The sequence below is a fragment of the Yoonia sp. GPGPB17 genome (assembly GCF_037892195.1).
Lineage (GTDB): Bacteria > Pseudomonadota > Alphaproteobacteria > Rhodobacterales > Rhodobacteraceae > Yoonia.
Map to the genome: position 1 here is coordinate 2,485,235 of NZ_JATACI010000002.1, position 23,377 is coordinate 2,508,611.

Annotated in this window: 18 protein-coding genes; 10 read left to right on the plus strand and 8 right to left on the minus strand. The window is 55.9% G+C overall.

Annotated features, from left to right (window positions below; genetic code table 11):
* Window positions 1-106: 106 nt before the first annotated feature.
* The 7 genes from QTO30_RS13350 (at window position 107) to QTO30_RS13380 (ending at window position 6,397) form a co-directional block, all read left to right on the plus strand.
* Entirely contained in the window at window positions 107-1,390 is a 1,284-nt protein-coding gene (locus tag QTO30_RS13350) for a pyridoxal-dependent decarboxylase (RefSeq protein ID WP_340424586.1), read from the plus strand.
* A gap of 29 nt (window positions 1,391-1,419) precedes the next feature.
* Complete coding sequence (locus QTO30_RS13355) at window positions 1,420-2,355, plus strand: hypothetical protein (RefSeq protein WP_340424587.1); 936 nt, start codon at window positions 1,420-1,422, stop codon at window positions 2,353-2,355.
* Window positions 2,356-2,384: 29 nt separating this feature from the next.
* Window positions 2,385-2,873, plus strand: a complete 489-nt coding sequence (locus tag QTO30_RS13360; protein WP_340424588.1) for an FIST N-terminal domain-containing protein — start codon at window positions 2,385-2,387, stop codon at window positions 2,871-2,873.
* A 46-nt stretch (window positions 2,874-2,919) separates the two neighbouring features.
* On the plus strand, window positions 2,920-3,537 hold the full coding sequence (locus tag QTO30_RS13365; RefSeq protein WP_340424589.1) for an FIST signal transduction protein: 618 nt from the start codon (window positions 2,920-2,922) through the stop codon (window positions 3,535-3,537).
* Between the two features lie 16 nt (window positions 3,538-3,553).
* Window positions 3,554-4,375 (plus strand): adenylate/guanylate cyclase domain-containing protein, encoded by an 822-nt coding sequence (locus QTO30_RS13370; RefSeq protein ID WP_340424590.1) that lies wholly within the window; start codon window positions 3,554-3,556, stop codon window positions 4,373-4,375.
* 176 nt (window positions 4,376-4,551) lie between these two features.
* Window positions 4,552-5,355: a phytanoyl-CoA dioxygenase family protein gene (locus tag QTO30_RS13375; protein WP_340424591.1), complete on the plus strand. Its 804-nt coding sequence runs from the start codon at window positions 4,552-4,554 to the stop codon at window positions 5,353-5,355.
* Window positions 5,356-5,365: 10 nt separating this feature from the next.
* Window positions 5,366-6,397: a GlxA family transcriptional regulator gene (locus tag QTO30_RS13380; protein WP_340424592.1), complete on the plus strand. Its 1,032-nt coding sequence runs from the start codon at window positions 5,366-5,368 to the stop codon at window positions 6,395-6,397.
* Window positions 6,398-6,473: 76 nt separating this feature from the next.
* On the opposite strand, the gene QTO30_RS13385 is transcribed toward QTO30_RS13380, so the two are convergent.
* The 6 genes from QTO30_RS13385 to QTO30_RS13410 all read right to left on the minus strand — a co-directional run bounded on the left by QTO30_RS13385 (window position 6,474) and on the right by QTO30_RS13410 (window position 16,850).
* On the minus strand, window positions 6,474-7,364 hold the full coding sequence (locus QTO30_RS13385) for an ABC transporter permease (RefSeq protein WP_340424593.1): 891 nt from the start codon (window positions 7,362-7,364) through the stop codon (window positions 6,474-6,476).
* Window positions 7,304-8,881, minus strand: a complete 1,578-nt coding sequence (locus QTO30_RS13390) for an ABC transporter permease (RefSeq protein WP_340424594.1) — start codon at window positions 8,879-8,881, stop codon at window positions 7,304-7,306. Before QTO30_RS13390 ends, QTO30_RS13385 begins: the two co-directional genes overlap by 61 nt.
* A 59-nt stretch (window positions 8,882-8,940) precedes the next feature.
* Entirely contained in the window at window positions 8,941-10,047 is a 1,107-nt protein-coding gene (locus QTO30_RS13395) for an extracellular solute-binding protein (RefSeq protein WP_340424595.1), read from the minus strand.
* 75 nt (window positions 10,048-10,122) lie between these two features.
* On the minus strand, window positions 10,123-11,217 hold the full coding sequence (locus QTO30_RS13400) for an ABC transporter ATP-binding protein (protein WP_340424597.1): 1,095 nt from the start codon (window positions 11,215-11,217) through the stop codon (window positions 10,123-10,125).
* A 227-nt stretch (window positions 11,218-11,444) separates the two neighbouring features.
* The gene (locus QTO30_RS13405) at window positions 11,445-12,647 is read right to left on the minus strand and encodes an aminopeptidase P family protein (protein ID WP_340424598.1); all 1,203 of its coding nucleotides are present in this window, start codon (window positions 12,645-12,647) and stop codon (window positions 11,445-11,447) included.
* 321 nt (window positions 12,648-12,968) lie between these two features.
* Window positions 12,969-16,850 carry an HYR domain-containing protein gene (locus QTO30_RS13410; RefSeq protein ID WP_340424599.1) on the minus strand — a complete coding sequence of 1,294 codons (3,882 nt, stop codon included), beginning with the start codon at window positions 16,848-16,850 and terminating at the stop codon, window positions 12,969-12,971.
* Between the two features lie 379 nt (window positions 16,851-17,229).
* Here QTO30_RS13410 and QTO30_RS13415 point away from each other — a divergent pair, with 379 nt between their 5' ends.
* Both QTO30_RS13415 and QTO30_RS13420 read left to right on the plus strand, forming a co-directional pair.
* The gene (locus tag QTO30_RS13415) at window positions 17,230-17,757 is read left to right on the plus strand and encodes a phage tail protein (RefSeq protein WP_340424600.1); all 528 of its coding nucleotides are present in this window, start codon (window positions 17,230-17,232) and stop codon (window positions 17,755-17,757) included.
* Between the two features lie 80 nt (window positions 17,758-17,837).
* Complete coding sequence (locus QTO30_RS13420; protein WP_340424601.1) at window positions 17,838-19,046, plus strand: DUF4331 family protein; 1,209 nt, start codon at window positions 17,838-17,840, stop codon at window positions 19,044-19,046.
* A gap of 244 nt (window positions 19,047-19,290) precedes the next feature.
* On the opposite strand, the gene katG is transcribed toward QTO30_RS13420, so the two are convergent.
* Window positions 19,291-21,474 (minus strand): catalase/peroxidase HPI, encoded by a 2,184-nt coding sequence (gene katG / locus QTO30_RS13425; RefSeq protein ID WP_340424603.1) that lies wholly within the window; start codon window positions 21,472-21,474, stop codon window positions 19,291-19,293.
* A 104-nt stretch (window positions 21,475-21,578) separates the two neighbouring features.
* On the opposite strand from katG, the gene QTO30_RS13430 reads away from it, so the two are divergent.
* Complete coding sequence (locus QTO30_RS13430; RefSeq protein WP_340424605.1) at window positions 21,579-22,481, plus strand: hydrogen peroxide-inducible genes activator; 903 nt, start codon at window positions 21,579-21,581, stop codon at window positions 22,479-22,481.
* A gap of 152 nt (window positions 22,482-22,633) precedes the next feature.
* Here QTO30_RS13430 and QTO30_RS13435 read toward each other — a convergent pair whose 3' ends face one another.
* Entirely contained in the window at window positions 22,634-23,221 is a 588-nt protein-coding gene (locus QTO30_RS13435) for a dioxygenase family protein (RefSeq protein ID WP_340425936.1), read from the minus strand.
* Window positions 23,222-23,377 lie beyond the last annotated feature (156 nt).

Consider the following 23,377-nt stretch of genomic DNA (forward strand, 5'->3'; position numbering starts at 1 on the left):
AGCACCTGTGCAGATGATTGAGTGATGGGGCCGATTTGCGAGGGCCCTTTTGTTTTTGGGCTACGTGCCGCGCAATCAATAAAACCTATCAATCACGGAGACCTCCATGGACCGCAATCAAAAACACAAACACATCACCGGTGTGCTGTCAGCCTTTCATAGCAGTGAAAAAGATGAGGGGCGCATGGATCTGGATCGCAGCAAAGGCTCGACCTCGCTGGCGGGTTGGTTTCTGGGGCCCATGGCCGAAAACCAGGAGGTGCTGGCGCAATCTGTGACCAAGGCAGTCGCCGCCCATTGCGATGCCCGCCGTGAATACGGCGATCAGTTTGGGGATCCGGTTTTTGTCACACCAGAGATCAAGGCCTCTGAAGAGTACCGCAAAACCATTGCCACATTGGACACCAAGCTGGATGATCTTCTGGGTGCGCTGCACGGATCCATCCCGCTTTCCAGCTATCGCAACCAATCACATATGTATTGGGATATCACGATGCCGGGTGCCATCGGGTATTTCGCGGCAATGCTGTACAATCAAAACAACGTGGCAGCAGAGGCATCGCCCGTCACAACTCTGCTTGAAATCGAAGTCGGCAAGGATCTGGCGCGTATGCTGGGGTATCATGTGCCCAGCGATGCAGAGACAGCCAAAGGCGCACTGACGCCATGGGCGCATATCACCTGCGATGGGTCGGTCGCCAATGGCGAATCCATGTGGGCGGCGCGTAACCTGAAATACATGCCCATCACATTGGCCGAAGCGATCCGCAATGAACCGGAAATGGCAGGTGGTAAGGATGTCAAAGTCACCCTTGCGGATGGGCGATCAGCCAAATTGCTTGATCTGGATTGTTGGGAATTGCTGAACGTGGCACTGGATGATGTCATCGCCCTGTCCCCGCGCCTGCAAAAGGATTTCCACATCACCCAAGAGGCGATCAAAGCAGCGCTGGACAAATACTCGGTCCAGAACCTTGGGCTGGCTGAATACCAGCAACGCTTTATTGCCAAAGACGTCCAACACCTGCCAGTGGTGCTGGCTCCATCAACGGCGCATTACTCATGGCCGAAAAGTGCAGCTCTGATCGGGTTGGGCGCCAATCAGTTGTGGCGCGTCCATGTTGATCAGGATGGTCGCATGCGCATGGATCACCTGCGCGAGACATTGCAGGATTGTCTGGACAACAAGCGCCCCATTGTCGAAGTGGTCGCCGTCATCGGCTCTACCGAAGAAAGCGCCGTCGATCCGCTCGCCGATATCGTGGAATTGCGCGATGAATTCCGCAAGAAAGGGCTAGAGTTTTCCCTACATGTCGATGGAGCATGGGGCGGCTACTTTGCCTCGATGTTGCGCGACAGCAAGGAACCGATTGACCCCAATCAGGCTTAAGCGCACTGGAACAAACCCCTGCCATGATCATGAGCGACTATGTCATGCGCCAATACCGCGCCTTCAAACATGCCGACACACAAACCGTCGACCCGCATAAAGCCGGATTTATCCCCTACCCAGCGGGCGCCCTGTGTTATCGTAATGGGGCGATGCGCGACATGATCACCTTTACCGCACCGGTCGTCTATCACGGCGGAGTTGATCCAACAGTCGGTGTTTATGGTATCGAAGGGTCCAAACCGGGGGCAGCCGCCGCAGGTGTCTATCTGTCCCACGCGATGATCCGACCTGATAAATCGGGCTATGGTAAGTTGCTTGGCAAGTGTATCTTCAACTCCAAACGACTTTATGCCGAACTCGTCTCGCTGGATGGCACCGATGACTACATCAAAGTGGTACCCTTCCAGCGCTTGCCTTGCGAAAAACAACACAAGGGCGATCACGCGCGCGCTGAACAGGTTGCCTACATCCGTAGGAACTTTGTACCGCGGCAAAATGATGATCTGGTCGATTTCCTGCACCATGATGACAAGGCACTGGAACTGTTCAAGGAACTTGGGTCGGACCAGAACATCGTCACCTATGCGGTCAATTTCAAAACCAGTGACGGCTGGAACACGGATGTCGACCTGATGAACGAGGTGAACACTGCGATCTATCAAGCCTTGTCGATCAGCACCTTCGATGGTGGCACTGTCCCCAAAAATCCGATGTTTGTGACATCTTCGGCCTTCGATGTGCCAAGTTATGGTCAAAGTTTTGTGGATGGTTACGGTGCAAGGGCCGGATTGGACCCCACGGATGGCACGTCGATCTCTTTCTTGATCTCGACAACGCAGGATCCATGGGTATCTGCAACAGCAAAGGGGAATTATCTACCCGAAGTTGTTGCAGCATTCAAAGCGGCTGCTAAAACTGCGGCTGACGACGTTATGCGCAAACACGGATTGCAGCGCGGCTGAATACACCAAAACCTTAGAAAGGGTCTCTTATGCTGAAAGTTGGAACTGGTTGGTCAGATGATCCCGATAGTGCCATTGCAGCGAAAGAGGCCTTGGACATGGCCGTCTCAGCATTGGACGGCCATGCTCCGAAAGCGGCATTAGTCTATGCAGCCATTGATCAGGACCTTGCATTGGTCGGACAAGCGATGCGCGCCGATTATCCTGAGCTTCTGATCGCAGGCGGGACGACAGATGGCGAAATCGCCGGTGGTGAAGGCTTTCTCGAAGACAGCATTGTGATAATGCTCTTTGCCTCTGACACCCTGGATTTTTCCGTGGGTATTGGACACAACGCCATTGCAGAACCGGCCCAGTCCACAGCCGATGCCGTGGCCATGGCGCGGGCCGGATCAGACAAGGATATCTGCCTTGGCATTGCCATGCTGGAAGGGTTGGGCACGAACATCCATCACCTTGTAGGCGGGTTGCAAACGGCACTGGGCTCAAATGTACCCGTTGTTGGCGGGGCAGCTTAGCGACCAACTACGGTTTGAGGGAACGCACCAGATTTGCAATGACACCGTGACAAGTGATGCTGTCGTTCTTCTGACGCTGCACGGATCGGTCAAAGTTTCGGTTGGTCTGGCCACGGGTTATACCCCATTGGGTCAACCACATAAGGTCACCAAGGCCGAAGGTGCCGTCGTCCACCAGATCGACAACCGCCCGGCGGCGGACCTTTATGCCGACTATCTGCAACAACCGTCGATCTTCTACCCCCTCGCGGTTCAGGACGAGACACGTAAGTCACTGGTGCTAAGTTCACCGCTTAACTTTGACGCTGATACCGGCGCATTGCATCTGGTCAATCCGGTAGCGCAAGACAGCGTTGTGCAGCTTTCCACAGCATCGCGACAGGAAATTGTCGATGCGGCGCGCAATGCGGTTGGCCAAGCGGCGGCTGGCATGCAGGGCAACACGGTCGATGCCGCATTGCTTTATTCCTGCGCGGGGCGTCGGGCAACATTGGGTACGCGCACCGTGGAAGAGTATGAGTCAGTGCGCACCATCATCGGGCAGGATGTACCCACTGTCGGATTCTACTGCTATGGTGAAATTGGCCCCGAAACAGTGGACGGCCCCTCGCTGACACATACCAACGCCTTTGTGGCAGTATTCCTGAGCGCATCAGGGGCCTAGCAAAGAAGAAAGCCCCATGACCAACCAACCCGCGCCGCTAAACAAAGAGTTGTCGCGCCTGAAACGCCGGTTGGCGAAATCGGACATGCGCAGGGTCGAGCTTGAGCATCTGATCGATACCGGCCAGTCTTTTCAGCGCAGTGTGTTGGCTCAAGTCGAAAGGGCAAAGGCAGAGCTGCAAAAGCTCAACGAAAAGTTGCAGCAAGAGCAGGCGCGCAGCGACCGGCTATTGCGCTCGATCATGCCCAACTCCATCGCCGACGAATTGAAACAACAAAATGGTGTTACCCCCCGGCGCTGCGAAAATGCGACTGTCATGTTCGCAGATTTCGTGGGATTCACAGCCAAATCGGAAACGCTCGATCCGCTGGTGCTGTTACGCATCCTTGACCACTATTATTCCGAGTTTGACCGCATCACCGCCCGTCACCGCATCGAAAAGGTCAAAACCATCGGTGATGCCTATATGTGCGTCGCTGGGTTGGACGATGATCCGGCATCCCCCGACCACGTCATTGCCGCAGCCCATGAGTTTGTGCAGTTTGTTGCACAGGTCAGGCCGCCCAGTCTGGACCCGCAAGGACCACTTTGGCAGATCCGGATAGGCATTAACTCTGGTCCTGTATCAACAGGCGTCATCGGTCAGGACAGGCTAAGTTTCGATGTTTGGGGGGATACGGTCAACATCGCCTCACGGATCGTAAGTGCTAGCCACCCCAACGAAATCAGACTGTCGCGTAGCACTGTCGAAATGATGACAAATCCATCAAGCTTTGAGGCTTGCGGTCGCGTCAATGCCAAGGGGCGCGGCATGATTGAGCTGTTTTGCCCGGCCTGAAGGACGGCGCGACATGGGTGTCCCAGCACGATACCGGTGGCTTCCGCATGGTTTTCCTGGCATTCACGCATGGTCATTTGTTGTGATGGCGCCAAAGATGCATCGGACTGCGCCCACGAAAATAGCTTGAATTTGTCCGGTATTCCGGGTCACTGAACGAAAGGAGAGCAAGTACCATGGCCCACCCGCTTTTAACTCAGGATCACATCGACAGCTATGCGCGCGACGGCGTCGTGCTTGTCAAAGGCCTGTTCAAGGATCAGGTCGCACAACTGCGCGCGGGTGTCGCGCGCAACATGGCCGAACCGGGCCCTTATGCCGCCGAAAACCTCAAACAAGGTGAGAGCGGGCGCTTCTTTGACGATTACTGCAACTGGACCCGCATCCCCGAATTCCGAGAGGCCATTGCGGCGTCATCTGCAGCCGCCGTTGCGGCGGAACTAATGGGGTCAAAGACCGTTCAGATGTTCCATGATCATGTATTGGTCAAAGAACCGGGCACATCAAAACCAACACCCTGGCATCAGGACAGCCCGTACTACTTTGTTGAAGGTGAACAGACGGTCAGCTTCTGGTCACCGCTTGATCCGGTGCGCGATGCCTCACTGCGCTGCGTCGCGGGCTCGCATCATTGGGAAAAGCCAGTCTTGCCAACCCGCTGGCTCGCCGAGACCAGTTTTTACCCCAATGACGATGACTACATGCAGGTCCCCGACCCAGACGCCGAAGGTATGGACATCCGTGAATACGAAATGGAACCGGGCGATGCGGTGGCGTTCAACTACAAGACATTGCACGGCGCACGCGGCAATGAAAGCGACGCACGCCGCCGTGCGTTTTCCTTGCGCTTGCTTGGCGATGACGCGCGGTACGTGGAACGTCCAGGTCCGACGTCTCCGCCCTTTCCCGGTCATGCCATGACGGCGGGCCAACGCTTGCGAACGGACTGGTTCCCCGTTCTGTTAGATACAACAACCTAACGGTAGCAATTTGGTCAAAGTCATAACGACAGATGCGACTAGGCCCGACCTCGTTCCTGAGGGCGCCTTCACCTATCCAGTGAAGGACCCACACGGCACCCGTTGGTTCGGCTTCCTACTCTTGCCGCAGTTTACCTTACTCGCCTTTAGCGCCGCCGTTGATCCATTGCGCATTGCCAACCAGCTGGCGCAAAAGCCGCTCTATGGCTGGGTGGTCCTATCCGAAGATGGAACCGCTGTTTCGTCGTCTTCAGGCATCGATATCGGTGTAAATGCGAGCCTCGATGTTCTTGACCCGGATACCTATCTGTTTGTCTGTTCCGGCAACAACGGCATCAAAGTCGCCTCGGAAAATGTCCTTGCCCGCATCCGCCGCCACGTCCGATTTGGCGGCATGGCGGGCGGGATTTGCACGGGGGCTGCAACATTGGCACGCACCGGGTTGTTGGATGGAAAAGACTTCACACTGCATTGGGAAAATCAGCCCGGTTTCTTTGAAACCTTCCCCGACTATGCCCCGACACGTCACAGGTTTGAACGCGACGGAGATTTGCTGACTTGCGGCGGCGGCATGGCGTCGACCGAGATGATGCTATCGCTCATCTCGGAGGACTATGGTCAGGATTTTGCGCTGGCCGTTTCGGATATGTGTCTGAACCGGCCAGAGGTATCGCCACATACCGATCAACGCTCGTCCATTGCCAAAGCGATCAGTTCGCGCAATCCACGCATGTTGTCAATCCTGCGCCAAATGTACGCCAACGTCGAAGACCCGCTGACGCTCGAGGAACTGGCCGAGAACGTCCAGGTATCACGCCGACAAATGGAGCGCCTGTTCATTCAACTGATGGATGAACCACCCGCGAAGGTGTATCGCAACATCCGGCTCGACCGGGCGCACGCCTTGCTGACCGAAACCGATCTCAGTGTTTCGGAAGTCGCCGTCGCCGCCGGTTTCAACTCAAACTCGGTCTTCACCCGCCATTACAAAGCACGCTATGGCGAAAGCCCATACGGACAGCGCGGACGTGGCAAGAGCTAGTGTTTTCACCAGTGGGACAAATGGACATGCAAAGGTACAGCTTGCAACTGCCATTGCATGTCCCATTCTCAATGACCTAGGTCGGTGACATACCCCGCAAACGCTCGGACCGGCGGCGCAAAAGCTCTAGCGTAAACAGCAACAGCACCGAGATTCCGATCAGGATCGTCGCAACCGCCAGAATGGTCGGGCTGATTTGCTCGCGCAGCCCGGTAAACATCTGCCACGGCAGTGTCTTTTGTCCGGCTGAACCGACAAACAGCACCACAACAACCTCGTCAAACGACGTGATGAAAGCAAACAACCCGCCTGATACGACGCCTGGCAGAATCAACGGCATCTGGATCTTGAAAAAGGTCGTCACAGGTCCGGCCCCCATATTGGCCGCGGCACGGGTTAGCGACTGGTCAAATCCAACAAGGGTTGCTGTCACGGTGATGATCACAAAGGGGATACCAAGGGCCGCATGCGCCAGCACAACGCCCCAATAGGTGCCCGTCAGCGTGAAGGGCAGTTCAATCTTTCCGAATGGCGTGGGGATGTAAGGATTGGAGTAGAAGAAATACATGCCCGTCGCCGAGATGATCAGCGGAACGATCATCGGCGAAATCAAAATCGCCATGATGGCCCGGCGAAATGGTACGTGGCTTTGTGACAGACCGATAGCCGCCAATGTACCAAGCGTTACTGACAGGATCGTCGCCACCGGCGCAATGCGCAGCGAGTTGCGCAGCGCGAGTTGCCAGTCAGAGTTGGTGAAGAAATCCTCGTAGTGTTTCGTTGAATACCCGGCCGGATCAAGCGCCAGCATCTCTGGGGTGAAAGTAAAGAAATTCTGGGCGTTAAACGACAGCGGGATGATTACCAGAATCGGTGCGATCAGGAAGAAAAAGATCAACCCGCAGATCACGCGGAAACTGTAGTGCCAGACGCGCTGACCGGTGCTTGCATATGCTGGCAGTGCCATGTCCTAGCCCCCAATTTCACGTTATCGATGCCGACAATCTTGTCGTAGACCCAATAGAGGATCAGCACGACAGCCAGCAGGATTGACCCAAGCGCCGCCGCCAGTCCCCAGTTCAGCGAGGATGAGATATGGAACGCGATCCGGTTCGAGATAAAGACACCCTTGGTGCCACCCACCAGTTCGGGCGTGATGTAGTATCCAATAGCGAGGATGAACACGAGGATACACCCGGCGCCAATGCCCGGCACGGACTGCGGAAAATACACCCGCCAGAATGCCGTCCAATCGTTGGCGCCCAATGATTTGGCGGCGCGCAGATAGCTGGGCGGAATCGTCTTCATCACAGAATACAACGGCAGGATCATGAACGGCAGCAGAATATGCGTCATGGCAATGATCGTACCGGTCTGGTTGTTGATCAGCTGCAACCGGCCATCATCGGCGACAATCCCGATCCAGACCAACACATCATTGATCACACCTTGCTGTTGTAACAGCACTTTCCATGCAGATGTCCGCACCAACAAGGAAGTCCAGAACGGCAACAGCACAAGGATCATCAAAAGGTTCGCCTTGCGGTCGGGCAGGTTCGCCAGCAACCAAGCAATAGGATAACCCAGCAACACGCACATTCCCATGATCGACAACGACATGACCATCGTGCGCACAAATAGGGTGATATAAATCTGTTCGTTTTCGGGCCGCGTTTCGATCCCGTCGGCCCCTTTGGCCAGATCTACGGAATTCAGAAAATAGCCGCTGGTGTACGAAGGCGCATAAATCTTAATGGTTTGCCAGACATCCGGATCCAACCAATCCTCATCAATATCGGCAAACTGTGCTTGCAATGAGATCGGCACGATATCAGACAGATCAACGGCGATGGGGGGCTGCGCTCCGGCCATCACCTCTTTGTAAAGCGCGGTATAAACGAAATCCCAAGGCTCTTCCTCGGAGGGGACGTCGCCTTCGGCCTCAACAATCATCTGCGCCCATGCATCATAGGTCGCGGCGGTTTCGGGCAGGCTTGTGCGCACGTTGGCGTCCTGCATCCATGCGGACCATTGCGCCGGGTCGGCGTAGGCAGGATCGGCTTCCTGAAAAGCGTTTGTATAGGTATCCGTGTCAAAACGCCCGACACCGCGGCCCGATTTGCGGAACAGTGACGAAATCCCTGTCATCTCATAGTTCAGGCGACTGCCAAGGCGGGTGTGGGTCTTGTATTCGGTTGCCAGCGCCATGTCGGTATAAAGCGCGGCAAAGACCGCTTCGCCCGGTGCCTCATCACTGTTGGCGTCCCAGTCTTCAAGTGCTGTGACCGTGCGCGGCAAAGTCTCTGATACGATCTGGTTTTCGACCGAGCGGAACAGCATGTCGCCAATCGGCATCACAAACGAGACCAGAATGAAAAGCAAAAGAGGCGCGATTAGCGCAAGTGCGCGCAGTTTCTGGCGTCGTAACGCACGGTTCAGCGACGCCTTTAGGGGCCGCCCATCTGCTGCCAGTACTTCTGTCACGTTACGCTCTCCCGTTGGGTATGGGGCGCGATCTTTGTGCCGCGCCCCAAATCATTGGCTTATTGCGCCAGCCACGCTTGGAACTTTGCGTCCAGATCGTCGCGATAATCCGCCCACCACTCGTAGTTATAGAGGAAGGTGTTTGTCGCGTTGGCAGGGTCTGTCGGCATATGCGCGGCCATTTCGATGCCCAGTTCAGCATGTGTGCTGACCAACGGTGCCGAGGACGCACGCGCCGGGCCATAGGCGATCCACTTCGACTGGTCTGCAAGACGCTGCGTGTCTGTCGCGAAGCGGACGTAATCAAGCGCACGCGCTTCGCGCTCGGGGCTCAGACCGGTTGGGATGATCCAACCATCAAGGTCAAACACCTGCGCGTCCCAAAGCATGGCAACGGGCTGGTTTTGCTCTTCGATCAAGCTGAACAGACGGCCATTATAGGTCGAACCCATGACAACTTCGCCGTCAGCCAAAAGCTGCGGCGTATCTGCACCAGCAGACCACCAGACAACGCTGTCCTTGATCGTATCAAGCTTGGCAAATGCCTGCGCCTGACCTTCGTCTGTTTCAAGAACGTCATAGACGTCGTCTTTGGCAACGCCGTCACACAGCAGCGCCCATTCCATGTTGTTGATGGGGCGCTTTTCCAGCGAACGCTGACCGGGGTAGGTTTCTGTGTCGAAGATCGCGCAGATATCTGTTGGCGCGGTATCACCTACCAGATCAGTGCGATAGCCAACAGTTGTCGAATACACGATCTGCGGAATGAAGCAGTCGGATACAATCAAGTCACCAAAGTCGTCAGATGCCGTTGACCCGTCATCACCGGGGGCAAGCTGTTCATCGTGGTCGATCTCCAGCGCCAGACCTTCGTCACACAGACGGATCGCGTCCGAGGCCACAACGTCAACGACATCCCAGGTGACGTTGCCAGCTTCGTTCATGGCACGCAGCTTCGCAACAGCCTCGGCTGAGCTTTCGTCGTTGATGATGTTGACGCCCGTCATTTCCATATAGGGGTCATGATATGCATTCTGTTGTGATGCAGAATATGCGCCGCCCCAGCTGACGATCGTCATTTCGCTGGCCATATGGCCGTCAGATACCGCCATCGACGCCGTCAGCGTCAGGCACGTGGTTGCCATCAGTTTCATCGTAGTTTTCATTTTCGTCTCCCGAAGTAAGGCCCGGTTTGGTATTGAGAGAAGAGCGATCCGGGCGACCGCAATCCCTTGTTTGGTTCAGGCGTCCAGCGCCCTGCAATCCTGCGCAAGCCAGCCGATTTCCAGTGTCTGGCCGGGTTTCAGGCGCGTTTGGTCCGGCGCATTGCGTGTCTTGATTACAAACTCGTCCGTCCCCGCCACACGTAAACGCGTGCGGAAGATATCACCCATATAGATGAACTCGAGCACCTCAGCCTGCAGCGTATGCGCATCGGCATGCAAACGCGCACGGTCGAACTCAACACGCTCTGGACGGATGGACACTTTGGTGCGTTCGCCCACCTTGCTGACATTCACAGGCACGGCATCGATAATGTCGCCGCTATCCAGCTTGACGATACAAGTATCGCCCTGAATCTCCTCGATAACACCATCCAACGTATTATTTTCGCCGATGAACTGCGCCACAAAGCTGTTCTCGGGCTTCTCATAAAGCTCATCCGGTGGGGCCAGTTGCTGGATACGGCCATCGTCAAACACGGCCACACGGTCTGACATCGTCAGTGCTTCAGTCTGGTCGTGGGTCACGTAAACGGTTGTGATGCCCAGCTCATGCGCAAGATTGGTGATCTCAAACTGCAAAGTTTCGCGTAGCTGTTTGTCCAGCGCACCCAATGGTTCGTCCATCAGCACCAGCTCGGGTTCGAACACCAAGGCACGGGCCAAAGCAATCCGCTGTTGCTGACCGCCTGAAAGCTGCGCAGGGCGGCGGCCTGAAAAATCACCCATCTGGACCATATCAAGGGCGCGTTTGATCTTCTCATCGCGCTCGGATTTGCCCATCTTGCGCACTTCCAGCGGAAACGCGAGGTTTTCACCTACCGTCATATGCGGAAAGAGTGCATAATTCTGGAACACCATGCCGATGCCGCGCTTGTGCGGTGGGATATTGTTAATCGACACACCGTCCAGCGTGATATCACCATGGGTTGCGGTCTCGAATCCCGCCAGCATCATCAGGCAGGTTGTCTTGCCAGACCCCGATGGCCCCAGCATCGTCAGAAACTCGCCCTTTGGCATCGACAGGTTCAGGTCTTTAACCACCAATGTCTCACCATCGTAACTTTTTTGGACACGCTCAAAAGCAACAAAGGCGTCTTGTGCATCTAGCATTGAGAGGGTTTCCCTTTCAAACAATCGTCTACTGGAACCGGTCATAAAACGGCACGTTAGCGAGTAGCGTGCAAAATGCAGATGCAGAACGCAAGCAAACAGTCAGCGACACTATGTTGAACAATCTCACCCAATGATTTTTTACGCATGGATGCAAAGCAGTTTGCTGCAATTTGTGGCACCGGACAGCCAGCATGCTGTGCCGCCCGATGGATTGTGGGTAAGCCTTAGCCAACGACATTGAAGTCCGGGCCATAGGGGTAGCCTGTGATGTTCTCATTGCCATCTTCTGTGATGACCAGAATGTCATGCTCGCGGTAACCGCCAGCCCCTGCCTGACCTTCCGGAATTGTCAGCATCGGCTCCATCGAGATCACCATGCCGGGCTCCAACACAGTGTCGATATCTTCGCGCAACTCCAAACCAGCCTCGCGGCCATAGTAGTGCGATAGAACCCCAAAGGAGTGACCATAGCCAAAGCTGCGATATTGCAGCAGATCGCGTTCTTCAAAGAACGCATTGATCTTATGGGTGACCTCGGCGCAGGTGGCACCCGGCTTCAAAAGGTTCATCCCGTATTCATGGGCCGCGACATTGGCCTCCCAGATCTTCAGACTGGTCGAATCCACCTCTTGCACAAAAAGGGTCCGCTCAAGCGCGGTGTAATACCCGGAAATCATCGGGAAGGTATTGAGGCTGAGGATATCGCCACGTTCTAACTGGCGCGATGTGACCGGGTTGTGGGCGCCATCAGTGTTGATACCGGACTGAAACCAGACCCATGTGTCGCGGTATTCGGCATCCGGGAACCGTTTGGCGATCTCAAGCTCCATCGCATCACGCCCGGCCATGGCGACATCAATCTCGCGGGTGCCTGCCTTGATCGCATCCTTGATCGCATAGCCACCCACGTCAGCCACCTGTGCACCTGCGCGGATCAATGCAATCTCTGCGTCAGATTTATGCATGCGCTGCACCATGGTGACCGGCGCGATATCCTTGGATGCGCTCGGTTTCAAAAACCCATCCAGCAGCGCTTTTTGCGCAAGGCTGATGTGGTCACCTTCGTACCCGATCACCTTGCCCTGCCCTGTCACAGATTCAATGACACGCCAGTAGTTGTTCCGTTGCCAATCTGTGAATGTGATGTTGTCTGCATGGCTGCGGCGCCATGGCTGCGCGGCGTCAATGCCAGCACTAACAGTAACACTTTCGCCGGGGGTCACAACCAAGGCGTATGGGCGACCAAACGCACAGTACAAAAAGCCCGAGTAGTAGGCGACATTGTGCATCGACGTGAAAACACAGGCATCTACACCTTCGGCAGCCATCGCCGTTCGCAGCTTGGACAGGCGCGCATCATATTCGGCATCCGCGAACGGGAGGGTCTTTTCACCCTGATGAAAACGGTATTGCTGTGGACGATCCATATTCGAACTCCTTCGTTCCGCATGCGACGCGCAACGAGGGGCCAAGACTTTCCCCACCGCACACATCAGCAAAGCAAAATCCCGGCGTTCAGGATAGATAAGATATGCTGGCGCATCAAAGTGCCCTGACGACGCCATCGCCAAACCAGCGAAGTTATGTTGCGAAATTTCATAACTGTAGGCAAGAAAAAATTGCCACCTCATTTAAGGTGACGTTCGGCAGTTGATGCTCGCCGTACTAAAAGAGCTGGAACTGCTCATGAAACCTGACCCCAGTACGTTAACAGCCGGGGTCAGGTTTTCCGTTTTGGCCAGATCAGATCAGAAATCGAATTCCAGCAAAGCGCTGGCACCGAAGGCTTCGTAACTGTCGTCCCCGATCCCATCATAGCTGGTCATGATCGAGAATTGGCCAGTGGTCCCGAACGCGTAGCGCGCGCCCAATCTCACCTCGCCCCGGTCGCTCTCGGTCCGGATGAACCCATCATCAAAGACCGATGCGTTAGCGCCAAACCCACCCAGCAGATCAAGCGCGCCGTCATCCATGCTTATCGGCACAATGAAATCGATGCCAAGCCGCGCCTCGGTTGTGGTGACGGTGATGGCGCGTACCTCAAAACCATCACCGCCAAGATAGGCCTCATTTTCATCCCTGACATGAGCAAGATCCAGCATCGGGATCAGCGTGACCCGGTCCAGCGCAACTTCACCCGCCACATTCAGCGTCAGGATGCTGCGGTCGCCTGTGAAGTCATCTTCGTAAGTACCCAAGGGCGATAGTGTGTTGTCGGTTTGACCCAACAGATAGGAACCAGAGAAGACAATATCTTGCTCGGGCAAACGCACCACAGCATAGGGGCCGACCAGCCAGCCGGTGCTTTCGAATTCCATCGGACCATCGTCAGACGTCATCGTGTCGAATTGCGCCATTGCACCAATCAAAAGACCTTCACGCACCTCATAATGTGAGCCCAAGGTCAGGTTGGCATAAGCGCCTTCAAGATCGTCCTGCGTGCTCCATTGCCCGCGCGCAGACAGCCAGATGGGACGGTCGGACGCGGTGCCCAGATCAAAGTTACCGGCCCCTTGCGTCGCGCTGAGGTTGAAGCGTCCATCATGACCACCCAACAAGAACCGGTTGATTTGCGGCTGCGACTGGATCAGTTGTCTGGCGCGCTGACGCGCCGTTTGCGTGATCATCTCTTCTGTTGCGGTTATGGCGCCCAAGCCGATTGATACCGTTGCAGAGGCTTCATTGGGGTTCGCAAAATCATCCTCGGCCACACCGGCGGCCACGTTGATTGTAACCACTTCAGTACCCAACGGCGTGATTTGCGCAGTGTAGGTCGTACCTGACCCCGCAAAGGACGTCACATTGCCACCTGTCACGCTTAGATCACCCTGCACAAAGCCAGTCACAGTTTCGGAAAAAGTGATCGTCACAACAAATGGCGTCGCATCAGAGATGCTGGAAGGTGCGCCACTGATCGCCACTGTCGGTCCGTCAAAGTCCGGGAACAGGTCAACGGTTGCCGCGGCAGACGTATTGCCAACTGCATCGGTGGCCGTAACCGACACCGTGCCGCCCGTCATATCAGCGGCTGAAGTCACCGAATATGTGCCCCCCGTTGCAGTAACGCTTTGCATGCTGTTGTCGGGGAAGGTCACGTTGACGATTGAATCAGCCTCCGCCGTGCCGCCAATTGTCAGGGACCGGTTTGCATTGATTACCGACGTCGTGATCAAAGGTGCATCCGGTGCCACCGCTGCGGCGACAGTCACCACAAAGCTTTGCTGCGCAGCCATGTTGCCAGCCGCATCGGTTGCATCCACCAGCACCGTATTGGCACCAACGGCAAAGTCGAACGGGCTGGAAATCGCATTCCCTGCCAGAGTGTACACAGGTGTGATTGACCCGGCAGCGTTATCGGTGACCACAGCAGCAAAGCTGACGTTCGCCGTGCCACCGGGCCCTGCTTCGGCAGAGATCGCCGCTGGTGGGGTGATCACGGGAGCCTCGGTATCGCTGACCGTTACCGTAAAGCTGGCAGTGCCGGTGTTTCCGGCCGCATCACCGGCCTGATATGTCACCGTCGTCATTCCTGTGGGAAATGCCGCCCCAGACGCTAAACCCGCTGTCAAAGCCGGGCCTGTTGTCACGGCAACGTTGTCCGTGGCCGTAGGGGCAGCGTAGGTGACAACGGCTGTCGTCAGCCCCGGATCAGCGGACACTACGATATTGGCTGGCACTGAGACAACCGGATCTTCGGCATCTGTCACCGTCACGTTAAAGCTGGCTTCGCCAACATTTCCTTCGTTATCGGTAGCCTGATAGGTCACAACGGTAACCCCGACAGGGAACCCGGCACCAGAGGCAAGACCAGCGGTGAGCGTCGGACCAGAGGTGACGGCAATGTTGTCTGTCGCAGTGGGGGCAGGGTAAGTTACCGTCGCCGTGCTCTGACCAGCGTCTGTTGTGACGGCGATATCGGCCGGGACATTCACTACCGGATTTTCATCATCTGTGACGGTCACCGTGAAGCTTGCATCGCCAAGATTGCCAGCCGCATCGCCAGCCTGAAATGTGACCGTCGTCACCCCGACAGGGAATATCGCGCCAGAGGCCAGACCGGCGGTCAGCGCCGGAGCAGTTGTCACAGCAACATTGTCCGTGGCGGTTGGCGTCGCATAAGTAACGGTGGCTGTGTTTTGGCCCGGATCAGTGGCGACCATGATATTGGCTGGGACGCTAACAACCGGCGCTTCGTTGTCGTTGACGGTAACATTGAAACTGGCTGCCCCAGCGTTTCCGGCAGCATCGGTCGCGGTGTAGGTTACCGTCGTTGTGCCAAGCGGGAAGCTGGCACCAGAGGCCAGACCTGCCGTCAATGCAGGACCAGATGCAACACCTACGTTGTCCGTAGCTGTCGGGATTGCATATGTGACAGTCGCAATATTTTGGCCCGAGTCCGTCGAGACAACAACATCGGATGGTCCGCTGACGATGGGGTCCTCGTTGTCATTGACGGTGACACTAAAGCTGGCGGAACCGGTGTTCCCGGCAGCGTCAGCGGCCTCGAATGTCACAACGGTTATTCCAACAGGAAAAGCAGCACCAGAGGCCAAACCACCAGTGAGCGTAGGACCGCTGGTGACGCCAACATTGTCTGTCGCCATCGCTCCGGCATAGCTGACAACTGCCGTACTTGCACCGGGATCCGTGTTCACACTGATATCAGCAGGCACAGTCACAACGGGGTCCACTGTATCGGCGGGAGCTTCGACCGTGACTGTGACGGTTGCCGCTACCGAGGATGTGATCCCATCAGATACGGTTAACGAGAATGTTAAACCAACATCAGCATCGCCAAGGTTTAAGGTTGGTGCTGTGAAGGTCGGCATATCTGCAGTGGGATCTGACAAAGACACCGCCGGGCTGCCCACTTGCATCCAGCTATAGGTCAATGTTTGGCCGGTGTCCGGGTCACTTGAGGCAGAGCCATCAAGTGTAACCAAGGAACCAGAGGGAATCGTTTGATCAGTACCGGCATTCGCAGTGGGTGCTGTGTTTGGTGGTGGTGTGATCGTAATCGTTACAGAATCAGCAACAGAGCTTTCGCCATCATCATCCGTCACAACAAGTTCAAAGATATGTGTCACAGCACTGCTGCTTGCGTTGAGCGAGTTGTCTGTAAATGTCGGGTTTTCGGCGGTGGCGTCATTCAACATGGCGTCGGCTGCCGATCCGGTGCCACCCGTCCGTGACCAGGCGTAGGATGCGATGCTGCCATCTGAGTCAGCGCTGCCCGAACCGTCTAGTGTGACTTGCGTGCCGGATTGAACAGACTGGTTCGACCCCGCATTAGCGGTAGGTGCGACGTTCGGGGCTGTGAATACCGTCCTTTCGTTCACAACAACCGTTGTTGTGACACCCTCTATCCCTATTCGGTACTCATAGGTGAGGGGGTCGCCATTGGGCTGCGCACGAAATGTGATGCCCATGAAATCGTCGGCGGCGTAGCTGCCGTTGTCAGCACCATTCTGCGAAACAATGGTCGCATTCTGAAAAGGACAACTGGCCAAAAGGTCTGCTTCAGTGACCGGGCTTGCAAAGGTGTCCACACTTCCGAAAAACCACTCGCTACCACCTGTTGCGGTAATCCCGAGACCTGGAGCGTTAAACGATACGCCAAGCTGAATCATTGCCTGGCTCATTGAAGCCCGTAAACAAACATGACGCGTCTGAGATGCCTTGCGGCTTCAAGGTACTGCCGGTGTCAATATTGCTGCCCCCCAACGCATTCGCAGATGCAGGCGCCAGAATTGCGCCGACCACAGCAACGGCCTTCATAGCTCTCAAAAGTCTCGGTTTCGCAAAACGACCCATTTAAACAACCCTTCACATAATTGCTGCACGCCAAGGCGACGCACGCTTGCGATATGACTAGCCGAACAGAAAAAGTAGTAATGTGCGCGCAGACACAGAACATCGTGGATAAGCCGATCACTCTGACATCACGAAGGCGGGCAGACCTGCAAAGGTTTCCACTCACCCCGCTGAAACACATTGATTGGAGTAACAATGGAACCATTTATCGCGCAAATCATGCTTTTCGGGGGCAACTTCGCCCCGCGTGGTTGGGCATTCTGTGATGGGCAGCTTTTACCCATTGCAAGTAATTCGGCGCTGTTCTCAATTCTTGGCACAACTTATGGGGGCGACGGTCGCACATCATTCGGCTTGCCCGATCTGCGTGGGCGCGTACCCATGCATGCAGGCACCGGACCCGGGTTGACACCACGTCAAATTGGACAGCGTGTCGGTATCGAGGATGTTGCCTTGAGCGCAGCAGAGCTACCCAACCACAATCACGAGCTTCTTACTGCTGCTGCGCCTGCCGCAAATGACCGTGCATCCGGCGACGCGATTGGCCGCACCTCAATCTACGTAAACCGGGACGATTCAAATCCGGCGACCTTGCCGTCGATTGCCCTGAATGCCGGTACAATCTCAAACGCGGGCGGCGGTCAAGCACACCCAAACATGCAGCCAACACTTTGCATCAACTACATCATCGCATTGCAGGGAATCTTCCCGTCGCGTAGCTAAAGCTGATTGCATCGCATACAAATGGGCAAGCCAAGACATTTTGGCTTGCCCGATTTCATCAATTTCGAAAGGAACAGCATTTGTCTCTCCGTTTTCCGCCATGCGCGACAGCCCTTTTTTGCATTACTTTGCAGGCCTCAGCTGTCAGCGCATCTGACCATCGCGATGCGCCGCTGACCCAGCTTTATCCCATGTCCGATATCGGTGACAGCTTCCTATTTCGCGGGGCACAAACCGGCGGGTTAACTATGGCATATACGCTAAACCCGCTATCCGGCAGCGGCGCTCCAGGCACGTTAGGGTCTGAAGAAATCAAGCTTGATCCAGACCTGATCTACATGTTTCGCCTTGATACAGATGGCGACGCGATCGCCGATATCGCCTATAAGATCAGAGTGCGCGACATCGAGGATGACCGTCAAAAGCAGACGGTCGAGCTACGCCTTGCGGAAGGCGATGATGCACAGTCAAACGACTGGAACGGACGCGAGATTGCCCGCGGCTATACCACAGCCCTGAACCGCGCGCTTGAAGTGACTGAAGGCGACAACGGCGAATTGCTGTTCATTGGGCCAAGACGTGATCCGTTTTTCTTTGACTTCACGACAGTTCAGGCGCCTGCGGCCCTCGCTATCAAGCAAGCGCTGGCCGGGGGCGACAACCTACCGGCTGAACCCACATCCATTGGGGCGTTTGGTATCTCCGATATGACCCTGATCGTGCTCGAGGTCCCCGGACTGGCCGATCAGGCGCTGAATTACTGGGCCGTGGTGGCGGACCGGGATGGAACGTCCGTTGACCGTATGGGCCGCGCAGGCGTGCAAGGTATTTTCTTCGTCGACCCACCCGTCGGCTATAACGAAGATCGCTACCTGCCCGTCGATCCCGACTATCCAACGGTCGGCGATTTCAACAACGCCTATAATGCCGCTAGTCCTGATGAAGGATTGTCCCGCTTTGGCGATCAATTCGCCTTTAGCTTTAACCGGCTAGAAGTCGAAGAGCAGAAACTGGACGATACCGTCGCATTCTATGCCCCGGACATGCTGGCATGGGATCCGTCAAAGCCTGCTGGCTATCCCAATGGCCGCAGCTTCGCTGAGGATGCAATTTATTGGACGATCAAGGACATTAACCCGTTCCTGTACGCCGCACCTGACAGTTTCCTGCCCCGCATTTCTGATCAGGCGCTCAATATGGAGAAATTCCCTTACGCCGCACCTTCGTTCAATCAGGCGTGGCAACCTGGTGTTCCGGTACGGCCCGTAGCACCAATCTACATGGACTAGAGATCAAACTTGCCAAAATCCCCGCAGAGGGCGATCTGCGGGGATTTCTTATAGAAGTTGGAAAAAGACAAGTGATGTGCAGGCTAAGTGGTCACAAGTGTTCACCATAGTTGCTTATCCTCATGTCAAAAACTGAGTCATGTAGGGCGAACTGCAAACCCAGACACCCCGCTACTTACAGACGCGTGCAGCTTGCGGAATGCGTCTGGCCGGGTGGCGAACGTCCGCCCGGCCAGACAGTTACTTAGGCAACCAGATCGAACCGGTCATTGTTCATCACCTTGGTCCATGCGGCAACGAAGTCACGCACGAATTTCCCAGCGTTGTCATCCTGGGCATAGACCTCTGCGTAACCGCGCAGGATCGAGTTTGATCCAAACACCAGATCAGCACTTGTCGCCGTGAACCTGACCGCGCCAGAGGCCCGATCACGCAACTCGTATGTACCGCCGTCAACCGGATGCCAGCTTAACGCCATATCGGTCAGGTTGACGAAGAAATCGGTTGTCAACTGACCTGTGCGATCGGTGAACACCCCGTGGGTGTTGCCGCCATGGTTGGTGCCAAGCACCCGCATGCCGCCAACCAGAACCGTCATCTCGGCAGCTGTCAAACCCAGAAGCTGCGCGCGGTCCAGCATCATCGCCTCTGGCGAGACCGCGTATTCCTTTAGCTGCCAGTTGCGGAACCCGTCCGCCAGCGGCTCGAGCACAGAAAAGCTGTCAGCATCTGTCTGCGCATCACTCGCATCACCGCGGCCCGGCGTGAAGGGCACGTCGACATCAAAATCAGCGGCTTTGATCGCCTGTTCCAGACCCACATTGCCCGCCAGAACGATCACATCCGCGATCGAGGCACCGGCAGCGGCCGCAATCGGCTCTAGAATACCAAGCACTTTGGCCAAGCGTGTCGGCTCATTACCCGCCCAATCCTTTTGCGGAGCAAGCCGGATACGGGCGCCATTGGCCCCGCCCCGCTTGTCAGAGCCACGGAATGTCCGCGCGCTATCCCAGGCGGTAGCGATCATCTCGGCAGCCGTCAGGCCGCTTTCTGCGATCTTGGCCTTCACGACATCCACATCGTAATCGGTGCTGCCAGCAGGGATTGGATCCTGCCAGATCAGTTCTTCCTGCGGTACAAATGGGCCATAGTAGTTTGGCCGTGGCCCCATATCACGGTGGGTCAGTTTGAACCACGCGCGTGCAAAGGCATCGCGGAAGAAATCGGGATCGGCCATGAACTTCTGGCAAATCTCGTTGTAGGTTGGGTCCACTTTCATCGCCATATCAGCGTCCGTCATCATCGGCATGCGGCGCACGGATGGGTCCGTTGGATCGACCGGCTTTTCATCCTCTGGCATATCGACCGGCTGATACTGATGTGCTCCAGCAGGGGATTTGGTCAACTCCCACTCGTAACCGAACAGATAGTCGAAATAGCCCATGTCGAACTTCAGCGGTTCTTTGGACCAGGCACCTTCGATACCGGATGTGAAAGCATTGGTCGCTTTGCCGTCTTGATCAGCGTTGTTCCAGCCCAGACCCTGACCGTGTACGGGACAGCCCTCGGGCTCCGCGCCGATATTGTCACCTGCCATCGCACCATGTGCCTTGCCAACAGTATGGCCGCCGCAGGTCAATGCAGCTGTTTCGACATCATCCATCGCCATCCGCGCAAACGTCTCGCGGATGTGCAGTGCAGTGCGCGCCGGATCAGGGTTGCCGTTCACACCTTCTGGGTTGACGTAGATCAGACCCATGTGCACCGCCGCCAGCGGGTTCTCCATGGTGCCCGGCGTATCCAGATCACCATAACGGTTCTCGGATGGGGCCAACCATTGGTTCTCGGACCCCCAGTAGACGTCCTTTTCGGGACCCCAGATATCTTCGCGGCCAAACCCAAAACCAAAAGTCTTCAGACCCATTGCCTCATAGGCCACTGTACCACTCAGCAGGATCAGGTCAGCCCAGGACAGAGCATTGCCGTACTTCTTTTTAACCGGCCACAAGAGACGGCGCGCCTTATCAAGGCTGGCGTTGTCGGGCCAGGAGTTCAAAGGCGCAAAACGGATATTGCCCGCACCACCGCCGCCACGGCCATCACCCATGCGATAAGATCCGGCCGAGTGCCAGGCGAGGCGGATCATCAAGCCGCCGTAGTGGCCCCAGTCAGCAGGCCACCAGTCCTGGCGATCCGTCAAAAGCATTTCGACATCTGCGCGCACCGCCGCGAAGTCCAACGCCTTGACGGCCTCGCGGTGGTTGTAACCTTCATCCATCGGGTCGGTCCGACGGTCATGTTGATGCAGAATGTCGAGATTCAGAGCCTCGGGCCACCATTTGGTCACTGCATTATCTGTGGCCGTATTCCCGCCGTGCATAACGGGGCAGCCGCCACCAGATTTACTGTTAATGGGATTGCCGTCCATGAGATCTCTCCTCTGTCGATATTTTTGGAAACTTGCATCCTCTTTAGAATGATTCAAAAATAAGCTCCAATACATTATACAAATACCAACGATAAGTTTTGCAAATGAAATCACTGACGCTCAAACACCTGCGTTATTTCGAAGCTTTGGCCAACCATGGCCACTTTGGCCGCGCCGCTGACGCCTGCATGATTTCGCAGCCCGCCTTGTCTTTGCAGATCAAGGAACTGGAGGGGATCATGGGGGGCCCGCTCGTCGAAAGGGCGGCCCGGCAGATCCGCCTGACCGCTTTGGGTGAGGATCTTTTGGTGCGTGCGCGCGAAATCCTGCATCGTATCGATGATCTTGATGCGCTGGTGCGCAAGCGCGACAGCCCTTTTTCCGGGCGCCTGCGCATTGGGGTTATCCCAACGGTTGCACCCTATTTGTTGCCAACGATTATCAGGGCATTGTCGGTCCGCTATCCTGACCTTTCACTTGAGCCAAAAGAAACCATCACGCAATCACTCGTGAATGAGATCCTGGCGTCGCGGCTTGATGTTGCCATTGTCGCCTTGCCTGTCTCGGAGCCTGATTTACAGGAATTCAGTTTATTTGATGAAGAGTTCTTGCTGGTGCGTCCGGCAGGCGACGCGGCCCTGCCCGTGCCAGATGCCGCCGCATTGCCCGCGATGCAGCTGTTGTTGCTGGAAGAAGGGCACTGCTTTCGCGATCAGGCGCTATCTTTCTGCAATGCCACTGGCACCCGTGCACGCAATATCATGGAAGGCAGTTCGCTTTCCACATTGGTTCGCATGGTCAGCGCCGGGATCGGGGTTACCCTGATCCCAGAAATGGCGCGACACTTCGAAACCCGTGCCGCCGATGTTTCGGTACAGCCTTTTCCTAAACACCCACCGCGACGTACCATCGGCATGGTATGGCGCAAAACCAACCCACTGAGCGATGAATTGATGGAAATAGGTGCTATGGTGCGCAAGGCGTCAGACGCCTCATCGGTTGGTTGAGTGGCGATCTGATACCTGACAGCAGTGTTCTGGCATCACGCGCGTTGCGCGTTTTTCATGCCTCATGCTCTACCGCATGTCAAAAGCCCAATTGTACAGCATCAACCGCATCATCTGCGCAGAAACTGTTTCGATCATATTATCAGAGACGGTCACACGCGAATGTTGCTAGCAGGCCCATGCAAAGAGCGTCTCGCGCATCCGCCTGATCTGATCTTGATGCACGGGGTCGGTTCCAAGGTCGAACAGTACCGGGAGCCCTTCGACCCAGATCCTTCATTCAAAAAAGTCGCGTTGCGTCCGCCAACAACGATATCAAAACGAAAACCCTCGTCGACGTTTTGATCCGGGGTGCCATAGGGTTTGCCGACATTGTGTTTAAACCCATCCCCCATCAGGATCGCCATTGGGTCGGTCGCATTGTTTGGCTCATCAGGGAAGTACATTTGCGTCACAAGGCGTGATGATCCACCGCTCACCGAGATATGGATATGCTTAGGACGCCACCGGCCGATATCGGGGCGCGCTAGGTATGCGCCGGGGCTGATGGTCCAAAACCGGTAGTTGCCGTCGTCGTCTGTCAGCACACGGCCCATCCCAAAGAAGTTGTCATCCAGCTGTAAGCCCGAATGATCCTCGATATGACGGTAACGGCCAAAATGATTTGCGTTCCATATCTCCAGCAAGCCGCCGCGGACAGGGGCGCCGCTTTCTGTGCGGACAGTACCGGTAACTTCGATCGGGACCCTACGGCGCGCGGGCGATCAGGGGATATACGTGTCATATCCCATTCATTTGCGCGTGCTGCATAGCGCGCAGGCACGACCGGAACAAAGCTGTCACGGGCCTGTTCTGGGATCAGGCGCAAGCGTTTGCGTGGGGTGCGCTGATCCGAT